This is a genomic window from Geobacillus sp. G4 (assembly GCF_040327975.1).
Taxonomy (GTDB): Bacteria; Bacillota; Bacilli; order Bacillales; family Anoxybacillaceae; genus Geobacillus; species Geobacillus thermoleovorans.
Map to the genome: position 1 here is coordinate 46272 of NZ_JBEPJY010000003.1, position 20495 is coordinate 66766.

At 53.0% G+C, this 20495-nt stretch carries 24 protein-coding genes; 16 read left to right on the forward strand and 8 right to left on the reverse strand.

From position 1 onward, the window contains the following. Window positions 1–17 precede the first annotated feature (17 nt). Window positions 18–851: a metal ABC transporter permease gene (locus ABS784_RS04390; protein WP_023634659.1), complete on the forward strand. Its 834-nt coding sequence runs from the start codon at window positions 18–20 to the stop codon at window positions 849–851. After that, window positions 848–1267, forward strand: coding sequence for a Fur family transcriptional regulator (locus tag ABS784_RS04395; protein ID WP_011231949.1), 420 nt, complete (start codon window positions 848–850; stop codon window positions 1265–1267). The genes ABS784_RS04390 and ABS784_RS04395 overlap by 4 nt, the downstream gene beginning before the upstream one ends. A gap of 37 nt (window positions 1268–1304) precedes the next feature. Here the strand turns inward: ABS784_RS04395 and ABS784_RS04400 are convergent, their stop codons facing one another. Beyond that, window positions 1305–1871 carry a nucleotidase gene (locus ABS784_RS04400; protein ID WP_011231948.1) on the reverse strand — a complete coding sequence of 189 codons (567 nt, stop codon included), beginning with the start codon at window positions 1869–1871 and terminating at the stop codon, window positions 1305–1307. A 97-nt stretch (window positions 1872–1968) separates the two neighbouring features. Between ABS784_RS04400 and ABS784_RS04405 the strand changes: the two genes are divergently transcribed. Further along, complete coding sequence (locus tag ABS784_RS04405; RefSeq protein WP_352511579.1) at window positions 1969–2316, forward strand: DUF4190 domain-containing protein; 348 nt, start codon at window positions 1969–1971, stop codon at window positions 2314–2316. A 57-nt stretch (window positions 2317–2373) separates the two neighbouring features. Here ABS784_RS04405 and ispG read toward each other — a convergent pair whose 3' ends face one another. After that, window positions 2374–3498, reverse strand: a complete 1125-nt coding sequence (gene ispG / locus ABS784_RS04410; protein WP_352511580.1) for a flavodoxin-dependent (E)-4-hydroxy-3-methylbut-2-enyl-diphosphate synthase — start codon at window positions 3496–3498, stop codon at window positions 2374–2376. An 82-nt stretch (window positions 3499–3580) separates the two neighbouring features. Next, window positions 3581–3895: a LysM peptidoglycan-binding domain-containing protein gene (locus tag ABS784_RS04415; RefSeq protein ID WP_011231945.1), complete on the reverse strand. Its 315-nt coding sequence runs from the start codon at window positions 3893–3895 to the stop codon at window positions 3581–3583. 299 nt (window positions 3896–4194) lie between these two features. Between ABS784_RS04415 and ABS784_RS04420 the strand changes: the two genes are divergently transcribed. The 3 genes from ABS784_RS04420 to pstA all read left to right on the forward strand — a co-directional run bounded on the left by ABS784_RS04420 (window position 4195) and on the right by pstA (window position 6963). Continuing rightward, on the forward strand, window positions 4195–5085 hold the full coding sequence (locus ABS784_RS04420; protein ID WP_011231943.1) for a phosphate ABC transporter substrate-binding protein PstS family protein: 891 nt from the start codon (window positions 4195–4197) through the stop codon (window positions 5083–5085). 65 nt (window positions 5086–5150) lie between these two features. Next, on the forward strand, window positions 5151–6038 hold the full coding sequence (pstC, locus tag ABS784_RS04425) for a phosphate ABC transporter permease subunit PstC (RefSeq protein WP_020278347.1): 888 nt from the start codon (window positions 5151–5153) through the stop codon (window positions 6036–6038). Window position 6039: 1 nt separating this feature from the next. Next, window positions 6040–6963 (forward strand): phosphate ABC transporter permease PstA, encoded by a 924-nt coding sequence (gene pstA / locus ABS784_RS04430; protein ID WP_011231941.1) that lies wholly within the window; start codon window positions 6040–6042, stop codon window positions 6961–6963. A 39-nt stretch (window positions 6964–7002) separates the two neighbouring features. Here pstA and ABS784_RS04435 read toward each other — a convergent pair whose 3' ends face one another. Both ABS784_RS04435 and ABS784_RS04440 read right to left on the reverse strand, forming a co-directional pair. Further along, window positions 7003–7776 carry a DUF1189 domain-containing protein gene (locus ABS784_RS04435; RefSeq protein ID WP_352511583.1) on the reverse strand — a complete coding sequence of 258 codons (774 nt, stop codon included), beginning with the start codon at window positions 7774–7776 and terminating at the stop codon, window positions 7003–7005. A gap of 94 nt (window positions 7777–7870) precedes the next feature. Further along, window positions 7871–8215, reverse strand: coding sequence for a hypothetical protein (locus tag ABS784_RS04440; protein ID WP_352511585.1), 345 nt, complete (start codon window positions 8213–8215; stop codon window positions 7871–7873). A gap of 162 nt (window positions 8216–8377) precedes the next feature. On the opposite strand from ABS784_RS04440, the gene ABS784_RS04445 reads away from it, so the two are divergent. The 4 genes from ABS784_RS04445 to pstB all read left to right on the forward strand — a co-directional run bounded on the left by ABS784_RS04445 (window position 8378) and on the right by pstB (window position 13758). After that, the gene (locus tag ABS784_RS04445) at window positions 8378–8992 is read left to right on the forward strand and encodes a superoxide dismutase (RefSeq protein ID WP_066230603.1); all 615 of its coding nucleotides are present in this window, start codon (window positions 8378–8380) and stop codon (window positions 8990–8992) included. Between the two features lie 146 nt (window positions 8993–9138). Beyond that, a complete protein-coding gene (locus tag ABS784_RS04450) occupies window positions 9139–10431 on the forward strand; it encodes an MFS transporter (RefSeq protein WP_352511587.1) in 1293 nt (430 codons plus the stop codon). Window positions 10432–10503: 72 nt separating this feature from the next. Further along, window positions 10504–12618, forward strand: a complete 2115-nt coding sequence (locus ABS784_RS04455; protein ID WP_042381064.1) for a peptidoglycan D,D-transpeptidase FtsI family protein — start codon at window positions 10504–10506, stop codon at window positions 12616–12618. Between the two features lie 330 nt (window positions 12619–12948). After that, window positions 12949–13758 (forward strand): phosphate ABC transporter ATP-binding protein PstB, encoded by an 810-nt coding sequence (pstB, locus tag ABS784_RS04460; protein ID WP_119878022.1) that lies wholly within the window; start codon window positions 12949–12951, stop codon window positions 13756–13758. Window positions 13759–13903: 145 nt separating this feature from the next. On the opposite strand, the gene ABS784_RS04465 is transcribed toward pstB, so the two are convergent. Together ABS784_RS04465 and ABS784_RS04470 are read right to left on the reverse strand one after the other, a co-directional pair. Then, window positions 13904–14353 (reverse strand): endolytic transglycosylase MltG, encoded by a 450-nt coding sequence (locus ABS784_RS04465; RefSeq protein ID WP_011231933.1) that lies wholly within the window; start codon window positions 14351–14353, stop codon window positions 13904–13906. Continuing rightward, window positions 14350–14700, reverse strand: coding sequence for a sigma factor-like helix-turn-helix DNA-binding protein (locus ABS784_RS04470; RefSeq protein WP_012820534.1), 351 nt, complete (start codon window positions 14698–14700; stop codon window positions 14350–14352). The genes ABS784_RS04465 and ABS784_RS04470 overlap by 4 nt, the downstream gene beginning before the upstream one ends. A gap of 159 nt (window positions 14701–14859) precedes the next feature. On the opposite strand from ABS784_RS04470, the gene rpmG reads away from it, so the two are divergent. The 5 genes from rpmG (at window position 14860) to ABS784_RS04495 (ending at window position 17990) form a co-directional block, all read left to right on the forward strand. Then, entirely contained in the window at window positions 14860–15009 is a 150-nt protein-coding gene (gene rpmG, locus ABS784_RS04475; protein WP_011231931.1) for a 50S ribosomal protein L33, read from the forward strand. A gap of 53 nt (window positions 15010–15062) precedes the next feature. Further along, the gene (locus tag ABS784_RS04480; RefSeq protein WP_033007314.1) at window positions 15063–15635 is read left to right on the forward strand and encodes a 5-formyltetrahydrofolate cyclo-ligase; all 573 of its coding nucleotides are present in this window, start codon (window positions 15063–15065) and stop codon (window positions 15633–15635) included. Then, entirely contained in the window at window positions 15625–16398 is a 774-nt protein-coding gene (locus ABS784_RS04485) for a DUF92 domain-containing protein (protein WP_352511591.1), read from the forward strand. Before ABS784_RS04480 ends, ABS784_RS04485 begins: the two co-directional genes overlap by 11 nt. 77 nt (window positions 16399–16475) lie before the next feature. Continuing rightward, entirely contained in the window at window positions 16476–16655 is a 180-nt protein-coding gene (locus ABS784_RS04490; protein ID WP_011231928.1) for a hypothetical protein, read from the forward strand. 165 nt (window positions 16656–16820) lie between these two features. Continuing rightward, entirely contained in the window at window positions 16821–17990 is a 1170-nt protein-coding gene (locus ABS784_RS04495; RefSeq protein ID WP_014196348.1) for a rhomboid family intramembrane serine protease, read from the forward strand. Window positions 17991–18040: 50 nt separating this feature from the next. Here ABS784_RS04495 and ABS784_RS04500 read toward each other — a convergent pair whose 3' ends face one another. Further along, window positions 18041–18904 (reverse strand): hypothetical protein, encoded by an 864-nt coding sequence (locus ABS784_RS04500; protein WP_352511593.1) that lies wholly within the window; start codon window positions 18902–18904, stop codon window positions 18041–18043. Window positions 18905–19029: 125 nt separating this feature from the next. On the opposite strand from ABS784_RS04500, the gene ABS784_RS04505 reads away from it, so the two are divergent. Next, window positions 19030–20493, forward strand: coding sequence for a spore germination protein (locus ABS784_RS04505; protein WP_352511595.1), 1464 nt, complete (start codon window positions 19030–19032; stop codon window positions 20491–20493). Window positions 20494–20495 lie beyond the last annotated feature (2 nt).

Below are 20495 nucleotides of genomic sequence, written 5' to 3' on the forward strand. Positions count from 1 at the left end.
CGGTGGAGGAATGACACGTGTGGGAAGCCATTTGGCAATACGAATTTTTGCGCAATGCGTTTGTTGCCGGCGTTTTGACCGGTTTTACGGCGCCATTGCTCGGCGTTTTTATTGTCGTTCGGCGGCTGTCGCTCATCGCTGATGCGTTGAGTCATGTGACGCTTGCGGGCATTGCCGCCGGGCTCTTGCTCAGTTCATCGGCGCCGGCGGCCGCGAGCTGGAACCCGCTTTACATCGGAATGGGGTTTTCCGTCGTCGGGTCGCTGTTTATCGAAAAGCTGCGCGCTGTGTATCGGCATTATGAAGAGCTTGCGATTCCAATCGTGTTGTCGTCCGGTCTTGGCTTGAGCGTCATTTTCATTTCGATGGCCAACGGGTTTACGACCGATTTGTTTTCGTATTTATTCGGCAGCGTCAGCGCCGTCAGCCGTGCTGACGTTTGGACAGCGTTTGCTGTCGCCGCAGCTGCCGCGATAGTGATTTTGACGTTTTACAAAGAGCTGTTTCTTCTTTCCTTTGACGAGGAATACGCCCGTGTCTCCGGCGTTCGCACCACATTGATCCATTTTTTGTTTATTGTGCTTGTTGCGCTCGTCATTGCTGCATCGATGCGCATCGTCGGCGTGCTCCTCATCTCGTCGCTCATGACGCTGCCGGTGGCGGCGAGCATCCGCATCGCCAAAAGTTTTAAACAGATGATCGGGCTTTCGATTTTGTTCGGGGAGCTGGCCGTCATCGCCGGGCTTTGGGCGGCGTATGAGCTAGACTGGGCGCCGGGTGGAACGATCGTCATCGCAGCGGTTGTCATTTTGCTTTTCGCACTCAGATGGAAAAGGGGGCGGCAGCGATGAATATCGACGAAGCGTTGCAGTTGATGAAAGAGAAAGGATTTAAATATACGGAAAAACGGAGACAAATGCTTGAGTTGTTTGCCGAAAGCGACAAATACTTGACGGCCAAAGACGTGCTTGAAGCGCTCCGTCCCGTCTATCCGGGCTTGAGCGTTGATACCGTGTACCGCAATTTGTCGCTCTTTGCGCTGCTTGGCATTTTGGAAATGACCGAGCTTTCCGGGGAGAAACATTTCCGTTTTGCCTGCGGCGCCCGCCGCCACCACCATCATTTCATTTGCATCCAGTGCGGAAAAACGAAGAAGATTGACGCTTGTCCGATGGATGGGCTTGCGGCGCAGCTCGATGGGTATGAGATCACGGACCATAAGTTTGAAATTTACGGCACATGTCCGCAATGTCAACAGAGGGGCTGATCCCAAAACGCATTCGCGTTTTGGATCAGCCCCTTGTTTATGGCCGGAGGCGCTGTTCGATTTCTCGCTTTGCTTCAAGCCAGTTATTGACGCGGATGACGTTTTCGGGGAGCGGGCCTTGGTTGTACGGAGTGTCAAACAAAATGACGGGAATGCCGCATGTTTCGGCGATTTCGCAGGCATTATCGTACTTGTCTTCAAAGAAGGCCGACAGCTTATATTGGCGGACGGCGGCGATTTTGTCGTGCGACCCAATCAGATCAATATGGTGGTAATGGACGCCGTGCCGCCGGAACCAGCGCTCGGTGAGATCGTACAAATGGCGGCCACGGGCGCTGATGTAATACAGCTCGTATTTGTCTTTCCAGCTGTCAATCACCTCAAGCGCATAGCGGGCAAGCGGAGCCCTCTCATAAATATCCGCTTCGTTTTCCTCAAGCCAGCGGTCCATTTCTTCCTCCGCCACGCCGTATAACGGCGCCAAATTGTATTGCGTAATGTCGTTTAATGCGAGCTCTTTGCCGAATGCTTCGTTTAAATACGGAATGAACGTGCTCGGACATGTCACCGTGCCGTCAATGTCGATGCCAAGCCGTTTTTTCACCGCTTCATCCTCCTGTTAGAAAATATTCACACTGATAAAATAACGCCGGTTTCTCATACTAATAATGCTTCTTACTTTAGGAAAGCGAGGGAAGCATATGGCAGACGACCGCGAGCGCACGTATAACGGAAGTTACGTGCAATCGATCGGAAAAGAGGAACCAGAACGCAATTTTATGGAAGAAACAGCGGCGGAAGTCGCTGAACCGATTCGCCGCGGCGACGAACGGGACGAAGAACGCGCGGACGGCGCCGGGCTCGGCTGGCTCGCTTTGGCCCTGTCCATCATCGCCTTGTTTATTTGGCCGATTTTGTTAGGGGCGGCCGGCATTATTGTCGGGTTTATCGCGCGCCGGCGCGGCGCAGAGACGCTCGGTGCGTGGGCCATCGGCATCGGCGTCATCGCTATTCTCGTCCGCCTGTTTATTATCCCGTTTTATACGTAAAAAGCGAGGGTGTCCCCAAGCGGGGACGCCCTTTCTCGTTGTGCAGGAACCTTCCGCTCATTGGGCGGCGTTGCCTTTCAGAGCGGCTTTGTTTTCCTTTTGCTTTGCAAAGTATTCTTCCGCCAGCTTGTCGATTTCTTTTTTCAGCTCTTCCACCATTTGCTCTTCGGGTACTTTTCGGACGATTTTGCCGTGGCGGAACAACAAGCCTTCGCCACGGGCGCCGGCAATGCCGATGTCGGCTTCCCGTGCTTCCCCTGGTCCATTGACGGCGCATCCGAGCACAGCGACTTTGATCGGCGCTTGAATTTTGGCGATATAGTCTTCGATTTCGTTGGCGATGCGAATCAAATCGATCTCAATCCGCCCGCACGTCGGGCAGGAAATGAGCGTCGCCGCATTGGAAGCGAGTCCGAACGTTTTTAAAATTTCGCGCGCCACTTTTACCTCTTCAACCGGGTCGGCGCTTAACGAAACGCGGATCGTATTGCCGATGCCTTTGCTTAAAATGGCGCCGAGTCCAACCGCGCTTTTGATCGTGCCGGAAAAAAGCGTTCCCGCTTCGGTGATGCCGACATGGAGCGGGTAGTCGAACGTGCGCGCCGCTTTTTCGTACGCTTCAATGGCGAGGCGTACGTCGGACGCTTTTAACGAAACGATAATATCGTGAAAATCAAGTTCTTCTAAAATGCGGATATGATATAAGGCGCTCTCAACCATGCCGTTGGCTGTTGGATATCCATATTTTTCTAAAATGCGTTTTTCCAGCGATCCGGCGTTGACGCCGATGCGAATCGGTACGCCGCGCTCTTTCGCCGCTTTCACGACCGCTTCGACTTTTTCGCGGCGCCCGATGTTGCCTGGATTGATGCGGATTTTATCGACGCCGCCTTCGATCGCTTTCAGCGCCAATTTATAGTCAAAGTGGATGTCGGCGACAAGCGGGATGTTGATTCGCTTTTTTATTTCCGGTATGGCCTCAGCCGCCCGCTCGTCCGGGCAGGCGACGCGGACGATTTGGCACCCCGCTTCCTCGAGGCGGTGGATTTGCGCCACCGTCGCTTCGACATCGTGCGTTTTTGTCGTCGTCATGCTTTGAATGATGACTTCGTTGCTGCCGCCGATTGTCAGCGGACCGACGCGGACCGGCCGAGTCTTTGAACGATGGATGATTTCACCCACGGGAATTCGCTCCTTTAACATTCAAGTCGCTTTCTGCATTATTGTAACAGTGCCATCCGCCGTTTGACAAGCGATTCGCCGGTTAGCGATAGATCGGCACTTTATAAGTTTTCCCGATTTTTAATGTTTGCGCATGTTCGCCTGGATTTAACCGTTCAAAATCACGGATCAGCTGCTCGAGCGGAACGGGCAATGGACCGTTGAGTTCTTTCTCGATGATGGACAACAACGTATCGCCAGGGCGAATGGTCACCGTCCGGTACGGGATGGCCGCCTGTTTCGACTGGACAACGGCTGCCGCTGTTTCAGATGAAGGGTGAAGCGTTCCGATGACAAGGTCGCGGTAAACGATATAACTGGAAAGAAAGAGAAGCAGGAGAAAAATGAATTTTTTCATGACGCTTCCTCCGCATGCGTATATCTATTTCATATGTATGCTTGTCCAGCGAAAATATGTCTTCCTTAGCAAGGTCGTTGAGTTCATGAGGAAAACACTTCAACAAAAGAATGTCTCCAATTTGAAAAACGGCATCACCGTTCTTCTTTGCCTTCAAGGCTCGCTTGACGGCTTTTTGAAAATATTCCTGTTTTTTGTCTTTACAGAAACTTAACAACTGCTTTATAAGGGCCTAACAATGTCTCGCTACAATGGTCTTGTACGTTGAAAGTACGAAAACAAAACGGGGGGATTTCTGAATGTGGAGCAAACGAGTCAAATTGGGATTGGCCGCCTTGTTGATGACCGGCGTTTTGGCCGGCTGCGGGCAGACTGAAAAGAACAACGCGGGCGGCAATGAAGGAACGGCAAAGAAAGAAGAAACCTACTCCGGCACCATTGCACTAGCGGGATCTACAGCGCTTCAGCCGCTGGCAGAGGAAGCGGCAAACGCGTTTATGGAAAAGTATCCGGACGTATCGATCACCGTTCAAGGCGGCGGCAGCGGTACGGGCGTCAACCAAGTGGCAGCCGGCGCCGTGCAAATCGGCAACTCGGATGTGCCGGCGGCGGAGAAGCTGGACGACAAATCGAAAGCGTCAGAGCTTGTTGACCATAAAGTGGCCGGCATCGCCTTTGCGATTGTGGTCAACGACGATGTGAAGGTCGATAATTTAACGACGAAGCAAATTCAAGATATTTTCAGCGGAAAGATTAAAAACTGGAAAGAAGTCGGCGGACCAGATGAAGCCATTCACGTGATCAACCGTCCGGCGTCATCGGGTACGCGGGCGACATTTGAGAAAACGATCATGAAAGGCGTAAAAATCGATGATTCCATCGGTACGGTGCAAGATTCGAACGGAGCGGTCGAACAGGCGATCAGCTCGACGCCGGGCGCTGTCAGCTATGTAGCCATGTCGTATTTAATTGGGGAAAAGAAAAACTTGAAAACGGTCAAAATTGACGGCGCGGAACCGACGGTGGAAAACATCCGCACGGAAAAGTACCCGTTTTGGTCGTATGAATACATGATTACCAAAGGGGAAGCGAAGGAAGAAGTGCGAGCGTTTATCGACTTTGTCAAGAGCGAAGAATTTGCGCCGACCGTTAAAAAGATGGGGTATATCCCGATGACGGAATTGGAGTAGAGAAGGGCGGAAGGCCGGCTCGTTAGGCCGGCCTTTGACAATGGAGGGATGAAGCCATGCAACAAATGCATACGAAACGGCGGAATCGCTGGCTTGAAGAGTACATCGGCCGCACGTTTGCGGTCATCTGCGGCTGGCTGATCGTTCTGATTACGGTGACGATGATCATCTTTTTGGCGGTAAAGGGAATTCAGTCCTTTACGGACAGCGGTCTTTCGCTTTCCGACATGTTGCTTTCGATGCAATGGGATCCAAACGGCACGCCGCCGAAGTATGGGGCGCTCATTTTTATTGTTGGCTCGATGCTCGTCTCGCTTGGCGCTTTGTTGATCAGTGCGCCGATCGCGTTGGCGTTGGCGATTTTCATGAACTTTATCGCTCCCAAATGGTTCGTTTCGTTGCTCAAGCCGGTGCTGGAGCTGCTTGTCGGCATTCCGTCGGTGGTGTATGGCTGGCTTGGGGTGACGATTCTCGTTCCGCTCTTGCGCGAATGGTTCGGAGGCTCCGGCTTTAGTCTGTTGGCGGGGATCATCGTCCTTAGTATGATGATTTTGCCGACCATCACCAGCATTGCGGCCGACGCCTTGGCCAATGTCCCGATGACGTATATGGAAGCATCATACGGGCTTGGCTCTACGCGTTGGCAGGCGATTTCCCGCGTCATCGTTCCGGCGGCGAAAGCCGGGATTGCCACCGGCGTCGTTCTCGGCTTGGCGCGGGCGTTTGGCGAGGCGCTTGCTGTGCAGATGGTGATCGGCAATACGATTAAGCTGCCTTCAGGCCTTGACAGCCCGACGGCGACGTTAACAAGTGTATTGACGATGGATATGGCAAATACGATCAACGGAACACCATGGAACAACGCGTTATGGACATTGGCGCTCATTTTGCTCTTGATCTCGTTTTTCTTCATTGCCGTGATCCGTTTGGTCGGCCCGAGAAAGGAGCGATAAGATGACAGCGCGAATGATCGATAAAGTTTGGACAGGCATTTTCTATGCGGTGGCTGCTGCAGTCATCGGGTTGCTCATGTTCTTTTTTGCCGTTGTGTTGTCGAAAGGAGCGGGGTTTTGGCAACCTGAGTTTCTGTTCGGACGGCCGAGCAATACGCAAGCGGGCGGCGGCATTGGTCCGCAGCTCATCAATTCATTTTATATGTTGGTTGTGACATTGCTTTTGTCGGTTCCGCTTTCGTTGGGAGCTGGAATTTATTTGGCCGAATACGCCAAACAAGGGCGGATCGTCGGGTTCATTCGCCTTTGCTTGGAAACGATGGCATCATTGCCGTCGATTGTCGTCGGGTTGTTTGGATTGTTGGCGTTTGTCACCTTGACGGGTTGGGGCTATACGCTGCTCGGCGGAGCGTTAGCCGTCACGATCATCAATTTGCCTGGATTGACGCGCATTTGCGAAACGGCGATTTTGGATGTTCCAGCCAACATTAAAGAGGGGAGTCTTGCCCTTGGAGCGACGCGCTGGCAGACGTTGGTCAAAGCGGTGCTTCCGGCCGCCATCCCGCAAATTGTCACCGGCGTCATTTTATCGGCTGGGCGCATTTTCGGCGAAGCGGCTGTTTTCATTTATACCGCTGGGCTGACGACTCCGATGCTTCGTTGGGATGCGGATTGGGGCAGCCAGGCCAACCCGCTGAACGTGTTCCGGCCGGCCGAAACGCTGACGGTGCATATTTGGAAATTGAATTCGGAAGGCATTGTCCCAGACGCGAAGCTGATCGCGGCCAAATCGGCGGCTGTGTTGATGGTGGCCGTTCTTTTATTCAATTTGGCTGCACGGCTCGCTTCTTCCTTGCTTGCGCGGCATTTCTCCGGGGGGCGGCGCGCGCGTCGAGGACGAGGAGAAAGAAGCAAAGCAGCGTAAGCACAAAAAAAGCTGCCCTGCATCGACAGGCAGCTTTTTTTACATTTCCCGTTTGGCTGATGGCACTTCCTTGACGGCCAAAAAGAGGACGACAAGCGAAACGAACCAATGGATCAACGCGCCGTAGGGCACGACCGCTTGCACCGTTTCCATCACGGTGAAAAAGACGGTCGACAGCGTAATGGCGTAAGCCGACATCACCCATGTATGGCGGTAGCGCAGCGTTTTGTCGAGCACGCCGGCAAGAATCAGGCCGAAAAAGGCAAAGATGCACACGCTGATGAATTTCCCGGCGCAGGCGAGCACGTATAAAACGAGCCCAAAAAGCGGGATGAGGACAGGGAGAAGCGACTGAAGACCGGCGATGAACGCGCGAACGTCTTCGTTGGTAATGGTCACATCCGGAAACGTGGCATAGCTGTAATGCTGCGCCTGATGGCCGGCGACGAGCACGGCTTCATGCTTCAAGAGCGCGATGGCGTTCGGAAACTGCTCGACGTTCTCACTCGTCACTTTGCCGGTGCTGTCAAAAATGATCGTAAATCCGCCTTGATCAATATGAATCGGCGTGGCCGCCTCCGAGTGAAGTTCGCCGTTTTCAATCGAAAACGGCGGCAACTCGTTATTCAATAAGGCGCTCGTTGTGCGGATGCCTTCAGTGAGCGACGAGGAGACATAGTAAAACGTCGGAAGAATGGACAGCAAAGTCAGCAAAAACAAATAACCGATCGTTTTCCCAATTCCCTGAAATCGAAAGCGGGCGATGTCTTTCGGAGAATATAAGCTTTTCCACAGCTGGACGAATACGTTCATCGCAGACACACCTTTCTTTATCTCCTTTTCCATTGTAGCCGGGAAAGAGGAAGAATTCAACTTGAGACAAAGAAAAAGCGGGCATCTTCCCGCTTTAGTCAGAAGGCAAATGAAAGGTTTCAAGCAAGGCGCGCCATTGCAACACCCGTTCATTTAGTGCATCGGCTTCGGAACGAATGGCAGCCATGGCATTGTGCTGGCCGTCGGTAAAATGTGAAATTTGCTCCATCGACGAAGCGATCTGTTGGGCGACGGTGGCAATCTCTGCGATATGTTCACGCATTTCGCTGATTTGCCGCTCGATGGCGGCGAATTGCTCTGAAATTTGCAGCGTATGTGCGGATGAATGCGACACCATTGCGGTGATGTCTTCAAAGGCTTGTTGGCTTTCCGTGGACGTTTTTTTCGCTTCATTGAGTTGTTTTGCACTTTCTTTCATCGGTTGAACCGCGGCCTCGATTTGGCTTTGTACACAACGGTGTGCTGAAAAAACAAAAAGTGAAGACAAGCAAATCGATTGAAACATTGTGCCAACTTTGGTAAGCTAATCTCAAACGGACGCTTTGGCGTTCGTGTACATACCAAAAAGGAGGAGATCGGTATGCCATTTGAATTGCCAGCATTGCCGTATCCGTACGATGCGCTTGAGCCGCACATTGACAAAGAAACGATGAACATTCATCACACGAAGCACCATAACACATACGTCACGAATTTGAATGCGGCGCTTGAAGGGCATCCGGATTTGCAAAGCAAATCGCTCGAAGAATTGCTCAGCAATTTGGAAGCCCTTCCGGAAAGCATTCGCACGGCGGTGCGCAACAACGGCGGCGGCCATGCGAACCACTCGCTTTTCTGGACGATTTTGTCGCCAAACGGCGGCGGCGAGCCGACGGGTGAACTGGCTGAGGCGATCAACAAAAAATTCGGCAGCTTTGCCGCGTTCAAAGACGAGTTTTCGAAAGCAGCAGCCGGCCGTTTCGGTTCTGGCTGGGCATGGCTTGTCGTGAACAACGGCGAGCTGGAAATTACGAGCACGCCGAACCAAGACTCGCCGATCATGGAAGGTAAAACGCCGATTCTCGGCTTGGACGTTTGGGAGCATGCCTACTACTTGAAATACCAAAATCGCCGTCCGGAATACATTGCCGCATTCTGGAACATTGTCAACTGGGACGAAGTGGCGAAACGGTACAGCGAAGCGAAAGCGAAGTAATCAACAAAGCGGGGCGAAACGAAACGCCCCGCTTTTTTTAGCGACGGGGGGCCGCAGGCAAAGGAAGCGGTGGTTTTCTTTGCGCCGGGTGCATAGCCATAGCGGAAATGGCCACACTACCGGATAGATGAAAAGGGGAGTTTGCAATGGCATTTTTCCAAAAACTGACCGGTCAACAACAAGTGAACCGCGACCTGCTTCTTTTGCTTTGCATCGGTGGGTTTTACGCGCTCGGTGTTTCCCTGTCGAACACGTTTGTCAACATTTATTTATGGAAACAGACCGGCGATTTCCGCGACTTGGCGCTATACAATTTGGCGATTGTCACGATGCAGCCGCTGACGTTTATTTTCGCCGGCCGGCTGGCAAAACAAATTGACCGCATTCTTGTTTTGCGGCTTGGTGTGTCGTGTTTAGCCGTTTTTTTTGTCACCGTTTTATTGGTCGGCTCTCGCGCCCATCAATATTTGCTTTTTCTCGGTGCGCTGCTCGGCGTCGGCTATGGTTTTTATTGGCTGGCGTTTAACGTGTTGACGTTTGAAATTACCGAACCGGAGACGCGCGACTTTTTTAACGGTTTTTTTGGGGTGTTGACCTCATCAGCCGGCATGATCGGGCCGATTGCCGCCGGTTATATGATTTCATCGCTCGCCGGTGCGAAGGGGTATACGTTCGTTTTCTCGCTGTCGCTCGGCTTGTTTCTTGTCGCCGTGCTGCTCAGCTTTTTCTTGAAGCGCCGCGCGGCTGCGGGGAAATATTTGTTCGTCCGCATTTTAAAGGAGAGGAATGAAAACCGGAACTGGCGGCTCATTACGAATGCCCACTTTTTTCAAGGATTGCGCGAAGGCACGTTTGTGTTTATCATTTCCGTGCTTGTGTATGTCACTTCTGGAAGCGAATGGGCGCTCGGCAAATTCGGACTTGTCAACTCGTTCACATCGTTTGTCGCTTATTATGCCGTCTCCCGGCTGATCAAGCATGAATATCGGATGAAAGCGATTTTGCTGGGAGGAGCGTTGCTATACGGAGCGATTTTTTTGATCGTCTTCCATCCAACCTATCCGCGCCTCATTCTTTATGCCATCACGATCGCCATTGCGTATCCATTGCTGCTTGTTCCGTATTCCTCCTTGACGTTTGACGTCATCGGAAAGAGCTGGAAATCGGCCGAGGCGCGCGTCGAATACATTGTTGTCCGGGAATTGTTTTTAAACGCCGGACGGGTGGCATCGATTTTAGCCTTTTTGACGGCTATGGCGCTCTTTGGTGAAGAGGCTGGCATTCGGGTGCTTATGTTTGTGTGCGGGGCCGGGCATTTGGTGATTTATTGGTTTGTCCGCCGCATTCGCTTCACCGATGGCCGTCCGGAGCGCGATCAGCGCGAGAGGCTTTTGCTTCGGCCGAAGCTGGCCGGCGAACGAGGCCGTTCGCCGGTGTGAGGGGCCAAGTTTTTCCCTAGCCATGACCGACTTTTTCTTTTACAATAGGGGGAGGAGAAGGAGGACCGGGGGATGAAACGGAAAAAGCGAGCACAAGTGCCGATTCGGTTAAACATTTTGTTTTTCTTTGTTTTTTTGTTGTTTTCAGCACTGATTTTACGCCTTGGCGTCGTGCAGATCGTCTACGGTGAAGACTATCGGCGCGAAGTAGAGCGAACGCAGGATGAAATCGTCAGCACGCCGGTGCCGCGCGGCAAAATTTACGATCGGTTCGGCCGCGTGATCGTCGACAACACACCGCAAAAGGCGATTACGTACACGCGCTCCAAAACGACACAGCCGGAAGAAATATTGGACATAGCAAGGAAACTTGCCCAATACATCGACATTCCCGATGCTGAGAAAAAAGTAACTGAGCGCGATATGAAAGATTATTGGATTTTAACGCATCCGAAAGAAGCGAAACGGAAGGTGAGCGAACAAGAACGGAAAAAGCTCGCTGATCAAGGATTGACGCAAAAAGAGATCGACAAAAAAGTGTACGAGTGGACGCTCGATCGCATCACCAAGCAAGATTTGGCGCAAATTTCGAAAGCAGAGCTTGAAGTGATCGCCATTAAACATGAGATGGAGAGCGGCTACGCCTTGACGCCACAGACGGTCAAAAGCAAAGGAGTGACCGACCGCGAATATGCGGTCGTCAGCGAGCATTTGAGCGAGCTGCCCGGCGTCAATACGACGGTGGATTGGGACCGGAAATACGTCTATGACAACACATTCCGCTCTGTGCTCGGCAGTGTGACTGAAGAAGACGAAGGCGTCCCGCGCGAACGGCTCGATTACTTTTTAGCCCGCGACTACAGCCGCAATGACCGCGTCGGCAAAAGCTATTTGGAGATGCAGTATGAAGAAGTGCTGCACGGCAAAAAGGCAAAAGTGAAAAACGTTGTTGACAAATCGGGCAATGTCATCTCGGTTGAGCAAGTGTATCCAGGCGAGCGCGGCAAAGACCTCGTGTTAACCATTGATGCCGAGCTCCAGCAAAAGGTTGAGCAAATCATTCAACAAGAGATTCTGGCGACGAAGCGCAAAGGCCGATCGCCGCTCTTGGACCGGGCGTTTGTCGTCATGATGAACCCGAAGACGGGCGAAGTGTTGGCGATGGCCGGCAAGCTTCTTCAAGACGGCAAATTTGTCGACTTTGCCATCGGCAACATCACGTCCGCCTATGCGATGGGATCGGCGGTGAAAGGGGCGACCGTTCTCACCGGCTTTCAAACCGGGGTGCTTCATCCGAATACGTATATAAAGGACGAGCCGCTGTATATTAAAGGAACCCCGGTGAAAAAATCATGGAAGACGATGGGGACGATCAACGAACTGACAGCGCTCAAGCAGTCGTCGAACGTCTATATGTTCAAAACAGCGATCGCCATCGGGGGCGGTGTGTACCGTCCGCATGCGCCGCTTCGCATCAATCCAGAGGCATTTGCGACGATTCGCCACTATTTCAGCCAATTTGGCCTTGGCGTGAAAACGGGCATCGATTTGCCGAACGAACTTAGCGGCTTCCAAGGACAAAGCACGCGCGGCGGATTTTTGCTCGACTTAGCCATCGGCCAGTACGATATGTATACGCCGATGCAGCTGGCGCAATACGTCTCGACGATCGCCAACGGCGGCTATCGGATGAAGCCGCAGCTTGTCAAAGAAATTCGTGAGCCGTCGGCTGACGGAAAAAAACTTGGCCGGATCATGAAACGGTTCGAACCGGTTGTGCTAAACCGGATTGATATGAAGACGGAATACATCAAGCGGGTGCAAGAAGGATTCCGCCGTGTGATGCAAGAGCCGGGCGGAACGGCGTATTCGTACTTTGCGAGTGCTTCGTACAAGCCGGCCGGCAAAACGGGGACGGCAGAGGCGTTTTACGATGGACCGATCCAAAGCCGACGGAATGATCCAACGTACAACTTGACGCTTGTTGGCTATGCGCCGTACAACGATCCAGAAGTGTCGTTCGCCGTTGTCGTCCCGTGGGCGACGCAAGGGGAGAGCGACGGGATTAATGACCGGATCGGCCGCCGCATTTTGGACGCCTATTTTGAATTGAAAGCGAAGCGGGCGGCCGGAGGCGGGAGCAGCTTCGATGCGCAAGGCGGTGCGGAGGCCGCCGATGCGCGCTGACATGAAAGGCGCCTAGCCAGGCGCCTCTTTTTTTGCGCTTGCAAAAAAATGGCTCTTCACTAAAAGTTGTACTTGATTTTTTCTGAACATACCCTATTTACGCTTGTGAGGGAAAATCAGCACTTTTTGCATATCTTTGTGCAGGAAACCGTATTGCTTGTCAAGTACATGTTGTGGTGAAGAGCCAAAAAATGATGTTCGTTTACAAAAACTTTACATACCGTCCACACAGCGTTAACGATCGTTTTGTATGCTTATGATAGGAAAAACTCGATCTTCCGCTGCCAGTGAGGGCGGAAGGAAATGAAAGGAGTCACGCCGATGAGTACGATGGCGGTGGTGGAGCGCCGAAAAGAGGACATTCCTTCGGCCCAGTTGGTGAAAAAAGAGGTTGTTTACGAAACGAATGGACTGAACGTATGGTATGGCGAGCATCATGCGTTAAAACATATTCACCTGTCTTTTTATGAACGCGAGATTACAGCGATTATCGGCCCGTCAGGATGCGGCAAGTCAACCTATATCAAAACGCTCAATCGAATGATCGAGCTCATTCCAAACGTCCGGCTCGAAGGGGAGATTTTGTATCGCGGCCGCCGCATTTTTGACACGTCATACCCTGTTGAACAGCTGCGGACGCAAGTGGGCATGGTGTTTCAAAAGCCCAACCCGTTTCCAAAGTCGATTTATGACAACGTCGCCTATGGGCCGCGCATTCATGGGATCCGCGACCGGCGGCGGCTCGATGAGATCGTCGAAAAAAGCTTGCGCCAAGCGGCGCTCTGGGAGGAAGTCAAAGATCGGCTTCATGAAAATGCCCTCGGTTTATCGGGCGGCCAACAGCAGCGGCTGTGCATCGCCCGCTGTTTGGCCGTCGAGCCGGATGTCATTTTAATGGATGAACCGACATCAGCGCTCGATCCCATTTCGACAGCGAAGGTCGAGGAGTTGATGGGCGAGCTGAAAACAAAATACAGCATCATCATTGTCACGCATAATATGCAGCAGGCGGCTCGCATTTCCGATCGGACAGCGTTTTTCTTAAACGGAGAAGTGATTGAGTACGGAGAGACAAAAACGTTGTTTTCTCGTCCAGCTGATCAGCGGACGGCGGATTATATCGCCGGGCGGTTCGGATGATAAAAGCGGCCGGGCTGCGTCGGCCATGACGGACAAAAAGTTCGTTTCAAAAAAGATGTGTTTCTTTCAAAAAAACGCTGTTTGATGCGCAGACACAGCCTTAAGAAAAGGTGTCCCGGTCCTTTGGGAGGGACACCTTCTTTCGTTATGGTTCGGCAATCAAACGGCCGATCGCTGCGTAGTCCATATCGCTCCGCACGTTGTAGACGCCGGGGCGGATGGAGCGCGTCAGCCCATGTTGTTCCAAGTAGTCGTTGAAGGCGCGGGCGCTTTGAATGATGCCAGCCTCTTCAAGTTCGCGGGCAAAGGTCTCTGGCGTATCTCCTTTTTGAATAACGAGTCGATAGACGTAAACGGTTTGCCCTGATGGTTCGGACATCTGCTTGGACGCCGCTTTCGGAGCGGCGTTCGGCTGAGCGCTGCGGAGCCTGTCGTATTCCTCTTTCGCCACGGCGACAAGCCCATGCTGTTTGAGGAACGTCTTGATTTCCGCTTCCGTCGGTGCAGCCGGGGGTGAAGCGTAATACGAGGCGCCGATCAGTGCTGTCGATACAAGCAACCCGAGGGAAAACGAACGCATGGATCGCTTGTTCATCGGCGCAACCTCCTTACCGCCCGCTCGACTTCCGCAACGGTCAGCCCCGTCTCACGGGCGATGTCTTCGAGCGGGAATCCTTGTTTATGCAAAAACAAGATGCGCCGATCGGCCGGCGACAATGATCCGCCAAGCCGCGGCGAAGCGGACCGTTGCCGCTCCGGAATGAGGAGCTCCTCCTCGATGACTTGCAGCCGCTTTTTGATCTGGTACGTTTCTTGCGCCAGGGAAACGGTCAAATGATCGATTTGTTCTTCGAGCGGTTTCAGTTCATCTTTCGCAAAAAAGGAAAGAACAAGGAGAATAATGGCTAGAGCTGCCAAAGCGATGATTGCGTATTCCACCACATGCATCCCTCCCCTTTTCACTATACCATACCATTCTCTGCTTGTGGCGCTCTTATTGAACAAAGATGAAATTTAGAGGTGGAAATCGCCGAAGAAAAATGGTATCATAGAAAGGTCTGATTATATATAAAGTATAAAGCTCGTTTGGAGGGAAAAAAGATGCGCGTGAACATTACATTGGCATGCACAGAATGCGGCGAACGCAACTATATTACATCGAAAAATAAACGCAACAACCCAGAGCGTTTGGAATTGAAAAAATATTGCCCGCGCGATCGCAAAGTCACGTTGCACCGCGAAACGAAGTAAGCAGTGGGAAGATGATTCCTGCTGCTTTTTATCTTTATGGGAGGAAGGGGAAGATGATGGACGGCAAACAGGAATGGCGCCAGCGCATGTTGAATCAGCTTCGGCAGCTTAAAGCGGCAGAAAAAGAGATGTACGATCGGCAAATCGCCGCTCATTTATATCGGTGGCCATTATGGCAAACGGCGCGGACGATCGCCATGACGGTGTCGAGAGAGACGGAAGTCAACACCTTGCCGATCATTGAACAGGCGTGGCGGGAAGGAAAAACGATCGGCGTCCCGAAATGCGATCCAAGGGCGAAAACGATGTCCTTTCGGCGGCTTGAGTCGTTTGCCCAGCTCGAAAAAGCGTACGCCGGATTGTTTGAGCCGATTGAAAAACAAACAACGCCGATCGACCGCGATGAGTTTGATCTCATCATTGTCCCGGGGGTCTGTTTTGCCAAAACCGGCTACCGGATCGGCTATGGCGGCGGGTATTACGACCGATATTTGCCGGGAGCTTCGGCGGTGACGGCAGCGCTGGCTTACTCCTTTCAAGTGATGGACGACATTCCGGCCGAGGAGCATGATGTGCCGGTGAAATTCATTATTACTGATCAAGGAGTTCTTCACTGTGAGCGATGAATGGTGGTATATCGCGGTCTCTGCCCTCGCCGCCGGCGGCGGGTGGTTGTTGCGCTTGTTGTCCATATCAGGAGCGGCGGCAACCGTTGTCATCGGCGCAGCGGTTGGATGCGGCTTTTCATGGGGCGGAATATGGGTGTTAGGCTGCTTTTTTGTCAGCTCCAGCTTCTTTAGCCACATCGGAAGGCAACGCAAGGCAAAACTGTCTGAAAAATTGGCGAAAGGCGGGCGGCGCGATGCCATCCAAGTGCTGGCCAATGGCGGGGTGCCGGCTGTGTTGGCGCTATTGGCCGCTGTCCGTCCCGACCCGATTTGGGATGATCTGTTTGTTGTCGCCGTCGCTGCAGCGAACGCTGATACGTGGGCATCTGAAATCGGTTCTTTAAGCCCGTGGCCGCCTCGGGTTTGGCCGAGCTTTCGGCCGGTGGAAGCCGGCACCTCAGGGGCTGTGACGCTCCTTGGCACGGCTGCTTCGTTTGCCGGCGCACTGTTTATTGCGGCTGTTGGCGTGTTTTTTCTCGACGTCCGGCCCCTTTTTACTCTTGCCTTTTTCGGTTGGCTCGGCAGCTGGTTCGATACGTGGCTTGGCGCGGCTTGGCAAGCGGCTTACCGCTGTCCGGCATGCGGGGCGACGACTGAGCGGAAATGGCATTGCGGGCAGGCGACCATTCATATGAAAGGCTGGCGGTGGCTTGACAATGATGCGGTGAACGTTCTTTCGGTCATCTTTGCGGTGCTGGCCGCCTTCGTGCTGGCGCGTTAGACGCGCCCCGCTTCATATTTGGAGAGAAAAAGGGAAAAAGAATAACGAGCATGTCATATGATGAAGGAGGAACAACGATGAATAAATGGTCGTACCCGCTGCTTGTCGTTGCCGCTGGATGTCTTGCTTACCGCTATCGCTACCGAATGGCCGCCTTCGCATTGCGCGTTCCGTCATTGCGAAAGCAACTTGTCCGCTTTGCGCTTCACATTCCCCCCGTGCGCAACGCTCTTGTTTCGCAAATGTTGCGTCCATGATGCGGCTGCGGTGAATCATTTTTGAAGAAGTCGGTTATGAAAAAACCGGCCGCCGCGGCCGGCGCCCGCCGGCCCATTCGCTCCGGTTTGCCGGACGGTCGATGAGTTGGCTTTGTTGCTGTTTGTCGGACTTGGCCTCGCCAGGGAAAGGGAGAGGAGAACGTGATGGGAACGATGGATGTACTGTTTTGGCAGCTTGTTCAGCGTTTGTCTCGCGGCGGCTACCGCATCGTACGGATGTCTGAGCAGGCCGATGAAGTATGGCTGGAATCAAACCATTGGCGTCGCCCAACACTCATCCGCCTCGTGCGCGCTGATTTTGATTGGAGCCGATCGTTGCGCCTTGATATGGAATATACATGGCAATTCGTTCAGCAAATGAGGGGATGGAATTTCAGCAAAGCGGGCCGGGTCATCAATGTTTATGTGATGGTGTATCCGCCGGTTGACGATTGGGAATTTCTTGTCGCCGAGCCGTTGCCGCTCTCTGGAGTGTCCGATGGCGTGCTTCATACGCTCCTCCTTCACAGCGGCAATATGGGGGACGTGCTGCCGCGGCTTGCGGAGATGACGGGTGTTGCGCTCCGTTTTGAGCCGCCTGTGGAAACGTCCGATCCGTTTGCTGCCGCCGAGCGCTTAAAGCGCGAGGTGGTCCGCGAATGGCGGCGCCGCCGTGAGGAGGAACGGCGCATTTTTGAGTATGGCAAGCCGATGTTCACCCGGCTGTTCATCGTCGTGCAGGTTGCGATGTTTTTGGTTCTCGAATGGAGCGGCGGGAGCACGAATCCGGATGTGTTGATCCACTACGGCGCCAAATTCAATCCGCTCATTGAGGCGGGAGAATGGTGGCGGCTGTTGACGCCAATGTTTTTGCATATTGGTTTTTTGCATCTGCTGACCAACACGCTCGCCTTGTATTATTTAGGGATCACGGTTGAGCGGCTGTACGGCTCGCTTCGCTTTTTGTTCATTTACGTAACGGCTGGATTTTTCGGAGCGCTGGCGAGTTTTTTGTTTACACCGTCATTATCGGCCGGGGCGTCGGGAGCCATTTTCGGGCTGTTCGGGGCTCTTCTTTACTTCGGCACTGTCTACCGGCATTTATTTTTTCGAACGATGGGGATGAACGTCATCAGTTTAATCATCGTCAACCTGTTGTTTGGCCTGCTTGTTCCCGGCATCGACAACGCCGGCCATATCGGCGGACTGGTTGGCGGTTTTTTGGCGGCTGGCGTCGTTCATTTGCCAAAACACACCGCTTTAGGGCGGCAGGCGGGAGCGTTGGCGGTGGCGGCGTTGCTTGTCGCCGCTGGCTTATGGATCGGATTTCGGTAAACGCCCCCACTTCGCTTTGTTTGAAGTGGGAGGCCTCTTTTCGAAATGTGTTAAAGAAGTTGCACGAGCATCACTTTTTCCCCGGTTTTCGCTTCAATGAGAACGAAGAGCCTACTGTAATCTTTGCGAATGAGAATGAGCGGCATCGTGCTGCCGATTGGCGAGAGGATGGCTCCATCCTCTTTTTTGATGCCGAGAATGTACGACTTGTACAATCCTTCCCAGAGACGGCCGATGACGGTTTGCGTTTTTGCTGTTGACAACCCCGGCAACGGTTGTTCCGTGTAGGCGACGAGCTCCGGCAAATAAAGGGCGTAATAATCTTTCTTTGACAAAGAAAAGTGGGTGAGCAGCTCGTCCGCTTTATGACGAAGAAATTCATTCGTGGCTTTGTTCAAGACGCGTTGCCATTCGCGCTCGTCATCTGTTCTTGGCCGCCGGAACGATGTGAGCGGATGATATGGCGAGTCAATGACATACAAATAGCTGCTTGACATCGTTTGGCTGCTTGTGATGTTCTCTCCTGTATGCAGCTCGCCGTGATGGAACGAGACGGCTTGAAAAAAGCGGCTGTCCCGCATCCGGACCGTCTTTTCTATGTCGATCGCATCCGTGTTCGTTTTCCATTTCGACAGCACATCGGCCAAGCGGCCATCGGCAAACAACAACGAGACGTCCTGACGCAAATAGGCGCGGCGGTTTAAAATGGAGGCGGCTGACCAGCGAAGCGTGTAGCGTCCGGGTTCATTGCCGCCCTCAAGCGCCAGCGATGTTTTCGCTTCGATGAACGCCGCTTCGCGATCAAGCGGGAAAAACTTGATCGTTTCAGCGGTCTGATCATGCTCCCACAGCGAGGCGAGCGCGGCGGCAAGGAAAAAAGCAAGCGCCATGAAGGGGATCATCCATCGTTTCATGACATCCTCCCGGATTGGACAAGGTTTTCACCAATATATGCATCGCAAGGAACATTTATGTATGAATTTCATCATGCTTGTCTATGATGGGGAGTATACAGTGCAAACGATGCAGGGGGATGACGATGGAGAAACAGATGCCCAAACGCCTGGCGTCCCGTCGCCTTCATGACAATGCATCCTATTTAGCCGAACGGCTTGGAGTCGGGAAGAGCTTCGATGTCATTCGCCTTGACGTCGAATATGGCGGCCGGGCTATGGCGTTGTTTATGATTGACGGATTTGTCAAAGACGATATTTTGCATTATTTGATGAGATATTTGTCCCGGATTGAGGAACACGAACTGGACGTTCACCCGCTTGAGAAGCTCCTGAAAAAATATCTTCCGTACGTCGAGATCGGGCAGACAGACGACTTGGAAGAAGCGGCCGCGATGGTGCTTGCCGGGCCGACCGCGCTTGTTGTTGATGGAGTGGATCGGGTTATTTTGATTGACGCCCGCACGTATCCGGTGCGCGGGCCGCAAGAGCCGGACACGGAACGGGTCGTACGCGGGGCGCGCGACGGTTTTGTCGAGACGATCGTCTTTAACACCGCGCTCATTCGCCGCCGCGTCCGCGACCCTTCTTTGCGCATGGAGTACGTGCAGGTGGCGCGGCGCTCGAAGACCGATATTTGCATTTGCTATATCGAGGAAATCGCCGACCCAGAACTCGTTCGCCGCGTTCGGGAATCGATTACCGCCATTGACACAGACGGGCTGGTTATGGCTGAGAAAACGGTGGAAGAGTTTATTTCCGGCCGGCATTGGAATCCGTACCCAGTTATCCGCTATACGGAACGCCCCGATACGGCAGCGGCCCATTTGTATGAAGGCCATGTGCTTGTGATCGTCGATGGATCGCCAAGTGTCATGATTACCCCAGCAACGTTTTGGCATCATTTGCAACACGCCGAAGAGTACCGAAACAAGCCGATCGTTGGAGCGTATTTGCGGCTCGTCCGCTTTTTGGCCGTCTGGGCGTCAGTGTTTTTGCTGCCGCTTTGGTATTTGTTGATGACTGAGCCGGAGCTGTTGCCCGGACCGCTCTCGTTTTTAGGAAAGGCCAAATTGGGCGATATTCCGCTGTTTGCGCAAATTTTGATGATTGAACTCGGAATGGATATGCTGCGAATGGCCGCCATTCATACACCGTCTTCGCTGGCGACCGCGCTCGGCCTCGTCGCCGCGCTTATGATCGGCGGCATCGCGGTGGAAGTTGGACTCTTTTCCAATGAAGTGATTTTGTATTTTTCCGTTACGGCCATCGGTACGTTTGCGACGCCCAGCTATGAAATGAGTTTGGCGAACCGGCTCGTCCGCATTGCCTTGCTCATTTTGTCGGGCCTGTTCGGCCTGTACGGTTATGTCATCGGCATCACCGTTTGGATTCTTGCCTTGGCGCGGATGACGTCATTTGGCGTTCCGTACTTATGGCCGTTCATCCCGTTCTCCTACCGAGCGATGCGCGACGTGCTCATCCGGTCGCCGATGCCGCTCAAAAACCGGCGACCGGCGATTCTTCACCCGCGCGACCCTGACCGCTGACG